This is a genomic window from Legionella qingyii (genome assembly GCF_003184185.1).
On record NZ_QHJG01000028.1, the window covers coordinates 51,539 to 64,666 of the forward strand.

The window sequence follows — 13,128 nt, forward strand, 5'->3', positions numbered from 1 at the left end:
ATAGAACATCAAACGGACCTTTCCGTCAGAATCCCGGCCGACCCTCTAATTGCTGTATAAAAACGCTTGCAATAGTCTCTGGTAAAGATCCTCTATGAGAAAATTTAGCGCCTAAAGTATAAGCTAATTTGGTTTCGATTGTATTAAACGATGATACTACTAAATATTCCTTAGCCCGTGTTAAGGCTACATAAAACAATCTTCTTTGCTCACGCAAAAACTCTTCTTTTTCATAACCTTCCAACTCATTATCAATATTAGGGATTAACCCTTGTACGCAACTGGTTACAATAGTTACCTTTGAAGTAAGTCCTTTTGATTTATGTAAACTCATTATACGAACAAAATCACCTTCTTCTGGCATCTCTGGCTGAGTAATCAAATTTTCTAAACAATCCCACAGATCTTTTATTATCGCGAGAGGGTTAGAATTTAAAAATAAAAGTGAAGCTTCTCTCAATATCAATGTTCCTTCTTCTTTGTCTGGAAAAAGATAATCAATTAACTGAGTGACGGAGAGATTTGAAACATCGGATTTTGCAGATAGAAAACTAATATAAGCCTTTTTAATTTGAGAAATTTTATTAATATTTCGACCGTTTATGCATTCATCTAATACTTCACGGACACTTTTCCCTTCTTGCTCACCTATTTCTACAAGTACTTTATACTGATTAGACAGCCAAGTAGAGCTATTCATTCCTAGCCAAAAACGGAGAGAAACAGCATCATCTGGATTAGCAAGAAGATTTAGCAAGGTAATAGCCTTTTGGGCTTTAATATCTTCGACAGCTTCTTCATGGAAAAAACTATGCACAGAGATATTCAGTGCTTGAATGGCATTTCTTAACCTATATCCTAATAATCTACGAGGAGAGAGTATAAGTATATCTCCTGCTTTATATCGTGATTGATCAATTAATGATTTGATAAAATGTGCAATGCCATCTGCTTCTTCAACTGCATTTTTCCATTGAACAATACGGACTTCTCCATCTTCCTTATCAGGATCTGAATTTAATTTATTTGAAGTTCCTGTTGGATGGTTATAACGGATTAATGAATCAGCAAGATCCACGATTTTTTTATCACACCGTCTACATTTGTTAAGCGTTTTATCCTCAACACTCTTGTGTCTTGATGAAAAATCCTCAATACCATTAAAATTAGCGTAACGAAAACTATAAATTGATTGATCTATATCACCCACAATACTGATGCTAATTCTCTCACCTAATAGATCTATAAGTGTTTGCTCAGCTTTATTTAGGTCTTGATATTCATCAACAACTATATGAGAGTATTTATCAAAAATATTACTAGCGGGATTATTTTGTAAATATCGCAAAGTAAGTGGTACTAACTCACCAATAAGCATGGACTTATGCACCTTAAGCCATTGCTCTATCTCGTGTTGGAATAATCTATCTTCCTCATCCTTAAGCCACAATTTTTCTTCTTGTGTTCGTGCCCAAGCCGCCTCAAAAGCCTTGATTCTTTTAAATTTTTCTCTTTTATTGCCAAAATCATGAACTAAATCTAAATCAGCAAGCAATGGACTTAGTTCAAATTGTGGAGACCCTTTTGAGTTAAAAGTTTTAAGAGGACGAGGAGTTCTTTGTAGGCCATCAAACACTTCTTTTTGGTTTAGCAGGCCAAAACAAAAAGAATGTAGTGTCATGGCGTGAATTTTTTCTGCTCCAACAATCCCTAATTGCAATTCTTTTTTTAAATCGTTAGCTGCTGTTCTTGTAAAAGTGACTGCGAGAATTTTTTCTGGGTTAATTTTTTCATTCTCAATTAACCTCATAATTCTTTTTTTCATGATATAAGATTTGCCAGTTCCTGGCCCAGCCATAATTCTAATCCGCGTGGATTGTGAACTTGCTATTTCCAAGCCCTTATCATCTAAATTATCATTCCAACTCATAATAATCCTTATTATCTATTGTCATATAGGTATTTAAATTTTTTGGAAAATAGGTACTTATTCATACAGAGCATTAAATCAAAGATAAGACCAATAATCTCTCATTTAGCTAAGGTGAAAGTTTCAAAAAATAGCAAAAGTTGTCTTTAAAGTATTGTCGTCAAATTTCGAAAAATCTTAAATGAGCTTCATCAAATAAAATTAAATATAAAGTTTGTCTATTAACTTATAAGTTATTAGAGGTAAAAATTGAATCTCATTCCATGTCTCCTAAATCGCATTTTCATATTAAAGGGACACCTCTATCTTCAAATCGATTTAGGAGACGTTATTAAGGGATATTCGGTGCCCCACTAACTTGTTTTTTTGTATAAGTAATAACGACCGTTTTAATTAATATAAAATGTTAATGTATTACACTTTATATTTTTATAATAAACTGTATAATTAATCTTGTAATTGAATGTTAAAACTTAACGGACAATTTTTTGAGTAAAATATGGCCAAAACAATTGCTTATATTCGCGCATCAACTGATAAACAAGATTTAAACAATCAAAAACTTGAAATATTTGAGTTTGCCAAAAAAAATAAACTCGAAGTGGATGATTTTATCCAGATGACTATTTCAAGTAGAAAAACAAGTAAAGAACGACGAATTGATGAGATGCTCGCCGTTTTGAAAGATGCAGATACTCTTATAGTTACAGAATTAAGTCGATTGGGTAGAAGTACAGCTGAAGTTATTGGATTAATTAATGAATTAATAATAAAACAAGTACGAGTAATTGTTATAAAGCAAAACCTTGATATGAAGCAATATGACATGAATTCTAAAATTATGATTACATTGTTCTCACTTTTTGCTGAACTTGAACGTGACCTTATCAGCCTCAGAACTAAAGAGGCTCTAGCAAATAAAAAATCCCAAGGTATTAAATTGGGTAAGCCAAAGGGTACTATTCAGAAAAGTAAGTTTGATAAAGATACTGATAAAATCAAAGAATTATTAATTCTTGGCTTATCGGTTAGAAAAATAGCTTTATTTCTGGGATATACCAATCATATTGGCCTTAATACCTATGTTAATAAAAGAAAATTGCGCGAATATCATACCCTATAATCAAAAAAATCAAGTTTCTCTTCATTTATTTGGAGGGAGCTCAGGATTAAAGTAAGTAAGGATTTTTCTGAAATGATTAATGTTAGAAATGGAAGTTTAGTCAGGGCTCCTATGGCTCTATACTTGAGTCAGTATCTTCGTGAACAAACAAGACTTATTTCTCTAGAAATTGACACCGCAACAGAACAACAGATGTCAAACGAACATGCTTACATCAATGCCTGTATTGAAAAAAATACTATTAAGCTACTTACACCTGAATGGGATCGTCACTCTATAACTCATGCCCAAAAAGAAATCTCGCCGCATGAATTAGATCCTATATCAGCAATGAGATTTGGAATGAGCCCTTTTCAAAATAAGTCGCATCAACAAGAAATTTTAATTTATAAAGTTCCCTGCACTGGAGATCTTACACTTCTGAATATGGCTCCCAATACCAATATGTTAGCCTCGTTGCCTCAAATACAAATTAGTAATGAAACCCTAAGTTTTGAGGTAGTTATTGATACATTTAATCCAGATCAAACAAAACAGACCCTTGAAAACTATATAAACTGGATTAAACAACACATCAACTATTTAAATCATGATTTAAATGAGTACAATGTTTCGCTTAAAGAGATTGTGTTACGTCTTTGTAATAAAAGGAAACTACACATTGATAGCATCTCCTCTATGATAAAGAATATTGGAATTCCAATGAACCGTAGTACTGATGAATTACAACCTCCTACTCCCATGTTACCAGCACAAAACGACAAAGTTAATTATCACTCAGTTGCAATATCATATGGGGGCTTAGATGAAGATATAGCAGATAAACTTAATGATTTTCTAATACAAAATGGCGTGAAAACCTGGTTTTATCCTGAGCATTCATTGCCAGGTGAAAAGCTTCATAGAATGATGAGTAACATGATTAATGAAGCAGATCGGGTTATATTGCTGTGCTCTAAAAGTTCTTTACATAGAAATGGGGTTCTTAATGAACTGGAAAGAATTTTAGAAAGAGAAGCAAGAGAAGGAGCCAGCGCTATCTTAATTCCAATCGCCTTAGATAAATATGTTTTTGAAGAATGGACGCCTGAGAAAAAAGACTTAGCTGATCAAATTCGAACTCGAAATATTATTAGTTTAAATAATATTTGGGATTCTAAACAAATGCAGAGATTATTATTAGCACTCACTAAATAGCGTTTTTACTAAATTTGCGTGGTCATCTCTATTTGTCCACGCAAACTCAAAATATAAGAAGATATATAAAAATCTTATCTATCCCAAACTCCACCTTATTTCACTTTATGCAAACACAATACATGGGTTCTTATTATTGAGAATTCTCTCTATGAGATAGATAAGGTACGTTATCTATCTCAAAGAATAAAATGTTCAAATAAAAATTTTATATCACCAAATTGAAACAGAATTATTAAGTATTACGTTCCCAACCAATCGGAAAAAGATTCCCATCCTTTATTTCTATATACTTCGTCAGGACTTGAAGGAATATAATTTGGGCGTTGCCCACTTTGAGAATAAACTCTCCATTCTGTAAATTTCTTCAACTGAAGTGAATGAACGAATTCTCTTGCTAAAGTAAAATCCCAATAGACTCTTTTTTTCGACGAAATATTCTCCGTACCAAGCCAATCAGACCATGATACCCAACCATTATCTTTGTAAAACTTATCAGGACTCGATGGAATATTTTCTGGTCTTTGAATACTCTTACTATATACGTTCCATTCAGCTCGACTTTTTAGACTTAATGCGCGGGAATACATTCTGGCCAATTCAAATGGAAGAAAAATTTTGCTTCGTTGTTTCTTGTTAGTACCAAGCCAATCAGGCCATGATACCCAACCATCATCTTTATAAGTATTATTAGGGTTTACTGGGATATCGTCTGGTTTTTGACCGCTCTCACGGAATTTCAACCATTCAGCATGACTTCTCAATTTTAAAGAGCGCACAAATCTTCTTGCCTCTTCAAATGATCGAAACTGTTTCTTTTGAAGAGATACACTTCCTGTGCCAAGCCAATCTCCCCAGGATATCCATCCGTTATGCTCATAGGTTTTTTCAGGTGCTGTGGGTATATTTGGAGGCTTATTTCCGCTTTTGCAATACATTGACCAAGCTCTAGCACTTTTTAAACCTAAGGTATGAACAAAAGCTCTAGCTAAATCAAATGAAAGAAAGTTTTTTTGGCTATTTGCTACATTACCGGTTCCCAACCAGTCACCTATCCCGTTCCATCCATGATTTTTATAGACTTGATCAGGATTAGACGGAATATCAACAGGTTTCAAGCCATTCCTACAATAATCGACCCAATCATGTTGTCCTTTTAAATTAAGCGATTGGGTAAACTTTCTTGCCTCTTGAAAACTTCTATAAACAATGGGGGATTTATTAATTATTTGTAAGTATAGACTTTCTAATAACTTCTCTTGAAAACCATCTAACTTAATAAACTTAAGTTGCTCGGAAATAACGATATGTTCAGATACAGCAATATTTTTTCCCTTACTAAACTTAATTTTCTTAATCTCATCAATTAATCTTTCATCGTGTGATGAAAGAGCCCTGATAATACTCATTAAATTTTTAAAGGGGCTGCTTGTAATAACATCCTCTATCTCTTCGGTTGTTTGATGAAAAATAGGAACAATAATATAACCAAATTTTTTATTCTTAAAATCAGCACGTCTAAGTGCCCGGCCAGTAGCTTGAATAATATCAGTCTTTGAGTTTTTAGGATCGCAGAAATAAACAGCATCAATTGATGGAACATCAACACCTTCAGTTAAGCAACGTGCATTCGTCATTATCGATTTAGGTGATCTAACAAAGTCATTCATAATAACTTTACGCTCGTTAGTGCTTTGTCCCCCATTCACATGATAAGAAAAAGTATTAATATAGTCCCTCTTATGTCTTTCTTTGAATGCATGAGCTTTTTTAACTGATGAGTGAAATGTCACCACATGAGTTGAACCATACTCAGTCATAAATTTTTCGAGCGCATAATGATGAGCTATTTCATCTATAGTATGATTATCGGACACATAATTTCTTTGTATTAATGCTTGCTGAATTTCGCTCCTGGTAATACCTACTGCAACAATTTGATAATCAACAAGTATCCCTCTGTCTATTGCCTCTTTAAAACTCATCCGGTGAAACTCGCAACCAAATATAAGGGGATTGCTCATATCTTGGATGTAATCGGCGCTTTCACCCATCAGCGATGATTTGATGTTGTTTGAAAATACTCGTGGCGTCGCCGTCATGTATAGGCGCTTTTTGACAAGGATGTTGGAGTCAGAGTGTATGAATCCATATTTACCGAGCTTACTACCTGCTGTTTTATGTGCCTCATCGCAAATAGCTAAGTCAAACTGAAATTTTGTTCCTCTAATTGCCTCAGCAACCTTTTCTAGACTTTGATATGTGGAATACACAATTGTTTGATCGTTCTTTTTAAGAAATTTGCGAATTTCATTTGGTTCAGTCGATACACTGCCGCCTATGTCAAATAGATTTGAAATCAAACTATCCTTACTTTTATCAATATCTTGCTCTGAGCAAACACAGATATACGGTATATAAGAACTATTAGATAGCCATTCATCTTTAATTTGCTTGAGCAAAGCAAGTGATGGCACTAAGATGAGAGTATGCTTGGTGTTTAAGGCTTCCTTTATCCATAAAGATACGAGTGTTTTACCCGCCCCACAAGGTAGGATCAACTGACCTCTATCACTTTTGCCAAACCCCTTAACTACTTTTTCTATTGCAATTTTTTGATAATCTTTGGGAGCTTTGAACTTTGAGGCCTGAGTAGGCAGGCCTATTGCCATTCTTTTAATCTGTTTCAAAGGTGCAGCTGTAAGATTAATAAGATCGCAATAAGTCACTATGGTTAATTTTTCTCTCTTTTTTGATTCTGTATGCTTATCAACACCTGAAGCATTGGTGAATATGATAAATCGGTCTGCTTTATCGCCTTCAGCAAATAAATTCGCAAGCTTGTCCTTTGTCCAGTAAATTTTACTGCTTTGATTATTTTTAAATTTACATTGAACTACCGTTAATGAACCATCATGACCTTCTAATACCAAATCAACACCATGGTCTATTTTATTAAAACCAAGCTTTTCTTTGATATCAGCGGGCACCTCATGAAAGCGCCATACGTTTTTATAATCATTTTTTAATCTTGGTTCCGTAAGATACAAATACTGGCAAAATTGTTCGAAAAAAACTCCTGCGGATTTATTACCATGGCTATTGTATTTTATAAGCTCTTCATAGACATCTTGCCAAGAGCTAGCCGATTTGATTATTTTTGAAAAGAGCGTCATTTTGAACCTGTTATAGCAATGTCTTAAATTATTCAAAGTACAGATTTGGGATAAGCCAAAGCATCATCAATGTCTTTAGCAGGCATGATATTGTTTATTTTTTTATAATCAAGTGTAGCAATTAGACTAATAACTTTTGTTTACACATTTATTTAAAAATTTATATTTTTCTTCATAAATGATGCAATCTACAATAAATTCCAAATAATTCACTAAGAAATAAAAAGAGAGAGAATAATATTCATTTAGTATCTTTAGCGCTAACGCCCATCAGAATTCTGCGTTATCATTTAACCAACAGAAATTTTAAAAATATTCCTAATAATATAGCAATTATGATTGAACAATCCTTCGATACACTATCACGACACCCCGACTTTCAAGTTTTAAAGCGGGTGCCTATGCAACTTGAAGTACGTGCGGCTCAACCTTTATCCAAAGTATTTATGACAACCATCATTGATTTGGAAACAATGGGCATGGATGCAAACCAACATGAAATCATTGAAATAGGGATGCTTTCATTTTCATTTTCCAATGAAGATGGAATTCTAGGAATTAAACATACTTATAATGAGCTGAATGATCCAGGCAAACCAATACCCCCTGAAATTACAAAAATTACCGGGATTCATAACGAAGATGTAACTGGCAAAGCAATTAATTGGGACTTTGTTTTGCAAGTTCTAAAAGAGAGTCACTTAATAATATGCCACAATGCTCAATTTGACCGTAACTTTTTAGAGTTACAAACACCCGAAGAGATACAGGAACGAGTTACCGCCCTACCCTTCGGTTGCACAATAAAAGACATTGATTGGAAAGAGCGGGACTATGAAAGTTCAAAGCTTGATTATCTGAACTGGAAGTTGGGCTATTTTTATGATGGGCATCGAGCAATTAACGATTGCTGGGCTACCCTGAATCTTCTGCTTCACGAACCAGGCGCTTTCGATGAGCTAAAAAGTAGAGTACGCAAGAGACAAACTCTTATTTGCGCAGAGAATGCCCCTTTTGACAAAAAAGACTTCTTAAAAAATCGACTTTATCGCTGGTCTGATGGCACAGGAAAACTTCCAAAATGCTGGTGGGCAATCGTAGATAACGATGTGTTAGCCGAAGAAAAAGCATGGCTCGATGCTGAAATTTATGGACAAGCAAATAAAAGCAATTCGCTTCCCCAAAGTGAAATTACTGCTCGAAACCGTTATTCATTTAGAGCAGAATTAATTAAATAATATTTTAAAGGGGTTATACACTCATTGTACTCTCACTTCTGTAGCTCTCTAAGCATTTTCTGTTTATATCAAAAGTAGTATAAATTGCACCTAATTAACGGTTCCAATGTATACTCTCCAAATAATACTATTCTCTATAGTTGAAGATTAAATGAACTCCTTATTAACCACTACTCGACTCATTATTAGCAAACCTTCTCTGAATGATTTGGACAATCTATTTACGCTTCAATCAAACTCAGAAGTGATGCGTTTTATAGGTAATGGGAAACGGGATAGAAATGAGGTGATGCTTGGATTAGAAAAAGCCATTTATCACGTTCAAAAACATCAATTTAGCCTTGGCTCGGTTTTTGTAAAAGACTCACAGGAATTTATCGGTCGCGCAGGACTTATCTATTTTAATTATGATGACAATCAACCCGAAGTTGAACTCGCTTATGCTTTATTGCCTCAATATTGGGGTAAAGGGTATGCTACGGAAATCACGACATCTCTAATTGACTTTGCTTTTCGAAACCTCAACATGCAAAAGCTAATCGCAGTAGTCCATCCTGAAAATGCCTCTTCCCAAAATGTATTAATCAAATGCGGGATGAGTAACGCAGGAAAAATCAATTACTGGAATAAGGAGGTTATGAAATTTGAAATAAACAAATCCTAATTATCTCATTCATTCTCATCTAAGTTTAATTCAAGTTGAATGCCTTCATGGATTCGCTCCTGCTTCAATTTAATTCCTACGCCTAATAATCGTACGGGCAAACGTTTTCTCAAAAATCCTTCATGGATGAGTTGGCATAGAAGAGTTAAATCAAGGCTGTCATGCACGCACTCCACCGTGGTTTGTTGAAAATCATTAAATTTTAATTTAATAAAAAGAGTGTGTATTGAAGACAATGCTTCAGCGCGCTTAATTCGTGCTTCTAGACGAATCATTAATTCAGGGAGCGCCGCAAAGCAGGATTCTGCATCGGGTAAATCCTGCAAATAAGTTTCTTCAACACTTATTGATTTTCGAATACGCTCCGGATTAACGGGACGCTCATCAATACCACGCGCTAAATCATAAAGTCGCCGCCCCATAACACCAAATTCACTGGATAAATACTCTATGGAAAAATGGTGTAAATCACCACATGTTTTAATATTCAAAGAGTTTAGTTTTTCTTCCATTTTAGGCCCCACTCCAAATAATTTGCGCACCGGTAAATCAATCATAAATGCGGCTACTTCTTCGGGTCGAATCACCTTTTGTCCATTAGGTTTATGCCAGTCACTGGCAATTTTTGCTAAACTCTTGTTCGGTGCAATTCCAGCGCTCGCTGTAAGTTTTCGTTCCTGATAAATGCGCGCGCGTAATTCTTGCGCCATCCACGTCGCACTCCCTTTGCAATTAGGAGAGTCCGTCACATCAAGATAAGCTTCATCCAAAGATAAAGGTTCAATCAAATCGGTATACTCTTCAAATAAGGCCCTAATGTATTGGCTTTCGTTTCGATACACCTCCATGCGTACGGGTCGCAAGATGAGGTTGCGGCATAACTTTAATGCATGTGCTGTGGGCATGGCGGAGCGTACCCCATAGGCTCGCGCCGCATAATTGCACGTTGCAATAACCCCTCTTCGGTCAGCCGCCCCTCCTACTGCGATGGGTTTATTGGCAAGCTCAGGAAAATCGCGCATTTCGATTGCCGCATAAAAACAATCCATATCAATATGAATGATTTTCCTGATTGGACTCATTTCAATTGTATCCTTGAGTTCATTCATAATAAAAACCTTCAATACAAACGAACTTGAGGAACCTCAGACCACCGAGTGGTATAAGCAGGTGATTTAAGTTCAGCACGCATAGCCCAAGGTTTTGAATATCCCTCTGCCGCGAGTCGAATCGTGCTTCTTCCATACTTTTGATTGATTTGTTCAAAAACACGCATCAATTGCTCGGTGTGGTTTAGTTGCTCATCACTTAGCTGATGAAACATATCCAATTGCCTGGGGTCTTTAGGAATTAAATCAAGAAGACTTACCCCTGCTTTTTTATAGAAATATCCTGGTTTAAAAATGTGTTGCAGACATCGCTTGGCGATTTTGGTAATTAATCGCAAATCATCCGTGGGATTAATGAGCTTAAATTCTATAGATTGAAAGTGTTGTGCCAAATCTTCACGAAACCGATTGGTATGGACAAAAACAACCATACGCTGAGCTACCAATTGCTGATTGCGCATTTTCTCAACGGCTCTGGCGCAATGACTACTCACAGATTCAGCAACGGAGGAAAATCGTGTTTGCATCTGCCCAAAACTTTTGGACGACATGATACTTTGTTTCGGCTCGGCCTCTTCTAAACCACCACAGGCAATTCCTTGCAGCTCGAGCGCGGTACGCATCAACACGACATTAAAGCTTTTCTTCAAAAGATGAGGATTGGTCATTGCCAAATCATAGGCCGTATGTAAACCTTTCGCGATTAATTTATTTTCCCATTGCCGCCCTACTCCCCATACGTCCCCTACTGCTATTTGCTTTAATAATTGTTCACGATTTGACGTGATATTAAATACAGGTATCTTAAAGACCTTTTTACATAAATGATTCGCCACTTTAGCTAATGTTTTAGTTGGTCCAATCCCTATAGAAGTAGGTATTCCCGTATGCTTTAAAATTTTCTTCTGTAATTGCTCACAAAAGGAGTCATGAAAAGCAGAGGGCAAACTACTTAAATCAAGAAATGCTTCATCAATGGAGTAGATTTCTAAATGCGGCCAGCTCTCTTCAATAGTACACATCACTCGATGACTGATGTTGCCATAAAGCGTATAATTCGAAGAAAAAGCGTGCACTCCATGCTGTTTGCACAAACTTTTAATTTTAAAATAAGGCTCACCCATGGCAATGCCCAGTGCTTTAGCCTCATTGGAGCGTGCAATGCAACATCCGTCATTATTGGATAGCACCACGATGGGCACATCCTTTAAATCAGGACGAAACAAGCGTTCGCAACTGGCGTAAAAATTATTGCAGTCAACCAGGGCAAACATGTTAGGCGAGCTCATGAAGAACTAAAGTCACGACACCCCAAATCACCATTTCATCCTCTTCAGTAATCTCAATGGGATTAAATTTGGGATTGGCAGGAAGCAATTGAATCTTGCCTGCCTTATTTGAAAGACGTTTCACCGTGAGCTCACCATTGACTGCCGCAATGACAATTCGCCCATCAGAAGGTTCGATGCTTCGATCCACCAAAAGCCAATCGCCTGAAAAAATACCCGCCTCCACCATCGAATCGCCAGTAGCTTGCAACACAAAGGTAGCCGAAGGATGTTTAATGAATTGGGTATTTAAATCGAGATATCCTTCAATATAATCATCAGCAGGCGATGGAAAACCGGCCTGAATTTTACTGGCAAATACCGGCAATTGATAAGACTCGCGATTTTTTAATTGCTCTAATTCGGCAAGTGTGGATACCGGTAAACGAACTGCCTTGGTAGGCTCACCCCTGGGACGCCCTGCCCCTGCTCTTTTTCCGCCTCGTGGTGACATGATGACTCTTTTTTTGATTAACGTACAAATATCATAGACAGAGAAAAACGCGCTGTAAAGCTCTCCTAAAAGCTCCATGGACTGAAATTCACCCTAAGCCTCAGAGAATATTGAGAAAAAAATATTTATCTTTTTTTATTAAAGCAATGGCTCCATTGCCAATGGATGGTCAAAATCAGCCTTATTCATTAAAGTACTCACCCGATATCCTTCCAAATCCTCATAGGGATATGGTTTCATTAAGCCATTCAATTGTTCTTTAGAACATTGGGAGTTATCGAGCCAAATGGTTTGAGCTTCTTCATCTAAGATTACGGGCATCCGATGATGGACTGGCTCCATCAGTGGGTTGGCATCGGTTGTGATGAGACAACAGGAATAAATCATCTCTTCTTCATGCTGCCAGGAATCCCAAAGCGCTGCCACGGCCAGCAAATCATGATTCTTTTTTTGAAAAAAATAAGGTTGTTTTACCCCGCCCTCCTGGTGCCATTCATAAAAACCACTCATGGGCATTAAACAGCGTTTGGATTGCATCAGTTGGCGAAAAGCAGGTTTTTCAAAAAGAGTTTCAGCACGTGCATTGATAAGGATTCCAATTTTCTTTCGGTCGGTAGTCCACGAAGGAATAAGTCCCCAGCGCAATAACACACTTTGAACTTCATGGGCATTGGTTTCCACAAGACACACCACTTCAGCCCCGGGCGCAATATTATATCGCGGAGTGATTTCAATTGAATTGGATAAATGAAATTGATACTTTAACTTCTCATAAGAAGCGACATAAGCAAATCGACCGCACATGATTTCATCCATTTAGGAAGTTTTATCAGTATAGTCCTTTATCGAATGTGTATTCCGGAGCGAAATGATCACCAATTCCGGCCGCATTTGATCGCAGATTCCGGA

Annotated in this window: 10 protein-coding genes; 4 read left to right on the plus strand and 6 right to left on the minus strand. The window is 36.4% G+C overall.

Going from position 1 to position 13,128, the window contains the following annotated elements:
• Positions 1-25: 25 nt before the first annotated feature.
• The gene (locus DGG96_RS15485; protein WP_110143552.1) at positions 26-1,930 is read right to left on the minus strand and encodes an ATP-dependent helicase; all 1,905 of its coding nucleotides are present in this window, start codon (positions 1,928-1,930) and stop codon (positions 26-28) included.
• 499 nt (positions 1,931-2,429) lie between these two features.
• Here DGG96_RS15485 and DGG96_RS15490 point away from each other — a divergent pair, with 499 nt between their 5' ends.
• Both DGG96_RS15490 and DGG96_RS15495 read left to right on the plus strand, forming a co-directional pair.
• Positions 2,430-3,053, plus strand: a complete 624-nt coding sequence (locus DGG96_RS15490) for a recombinase family protein (protein ID WP_110143553.1) — start codon at positions 2,430-2,432, stop codon at positions 3,051-3,053.
• Between the two features lie 72 nt (positions 3,054-3,125).
• Positions 3,126-4,250: a toll/interleukin-1 receptor domain-containing protein gene (locus tag DGG96_RS15495; protein WP_110143554.1), complete on the plus strand. Its 1,125-nt coding sequence runs from the start codon at positions 3,126-3,128 to the stop codon at positions 4,248-4,250.
• Positions 4,251-4,492: 242 nt separating this feature from the next.
• Here DGG96_RS15495 and DGG96_RS15500 read toward each other — a convergent pair whose 3' ends face one another.
• Positions 4,493-7,426, minus strand: coding sequence for a DEAD/DEAH box helicase family protein (locus DGG96_RS15500; protein ID WP_110143555.1), 2,934 nt, complete (start codon positions 7,424-7,426; stop codon positions 4,493-4,495).
• Positions 7,427-7,761: 335 nt separating this feature from the next.
• Here DGG96_RS15500 and DGG96_RS15505 point away from each other — a divergent pair, with 335 nt between their 5' ends.
• A complete protein-coding gene (locus tag DGG96_RS15505; RefSeq protein WP_110143556.1) occupies positions 7,762-8,664 on the plus strand; it encodes a 3'-5' exonuclease in 903 nt (300 codons plus the stop codon).
• A 151-nt stretch (positions 8,665-8,815) separates the two neighbouring features.
• The gene (locus tag DGG96_RS15510; protein WP_110143557.1) at positions 8,816-9,328 is read left to right on the plus strand and encodes a GNAT family N-acetyltransferase; all 513 of its coding nucleotides are present in this window, start codon (positions 8,816-8,818) and stop codon (positions 9,326-9,328) included.
• 5 nt (positions 9,329-9,333) lie between these two features.
• On the opposite strand, the gene dinB is transcribed toward DGG96_RS15510, so the two are convergent.
• The 4 genes from dinB to DGG96_RS15530 all read right to left on the minus strand — a co-directional run bounded on the left by dinB (position 9,334) and on the right by DGG96_RS15530 (position 13,023).
• Entirely contained in the window at positions 9,334-10,410 is a 1,077-nt protein-coding gene (gene dinB / locus DGG96_RS15515) for a DNA polymerase IV (protein WP_110143561.1), read from the minus strand.
• A 38-nt stretch (positions 10,411-10,448) separates the two neighbouring features.
• On the minus strand, positions 10,449-11,726 hold the full coding sequence (locus DGG96_RS15520) for a Y-family DNA polymerase (RefSeq protein WP_110143558.1): 1,278 nt from the start codon (positions 11,724-11,726) through the stop codon (positions 10,449-10,451).
• Positions 11,713-12,219, minus strand: a complete 507-nt coding sequence (locus DGG96_RS15525) for a LexA family protein (RefSeq protein WP_110143559.1) — start codon at positions 12,217-12,219, stop codon at positions 11,713-11,715. Before DGG96_RS15525 ends, DGG96_RS15520 begins: the two co-directional genes overlap by 14 nt.
• Positions 12,220-12,357: 138 nt before the next feature.
• On the minus strand, positions 12,358-13,023 hold the full coding sequence (locus DGG96_RS15530) for an SOS response-associated peptidase (RefSeq protein WP_110143560.1): 666 nt from the start codon (positions 13,021-13,023) through the stop codon (positions 12,358-12,360).
• Between the last annotated feature and the right edge of the window lie 105 nt (positions 13,024-13,128).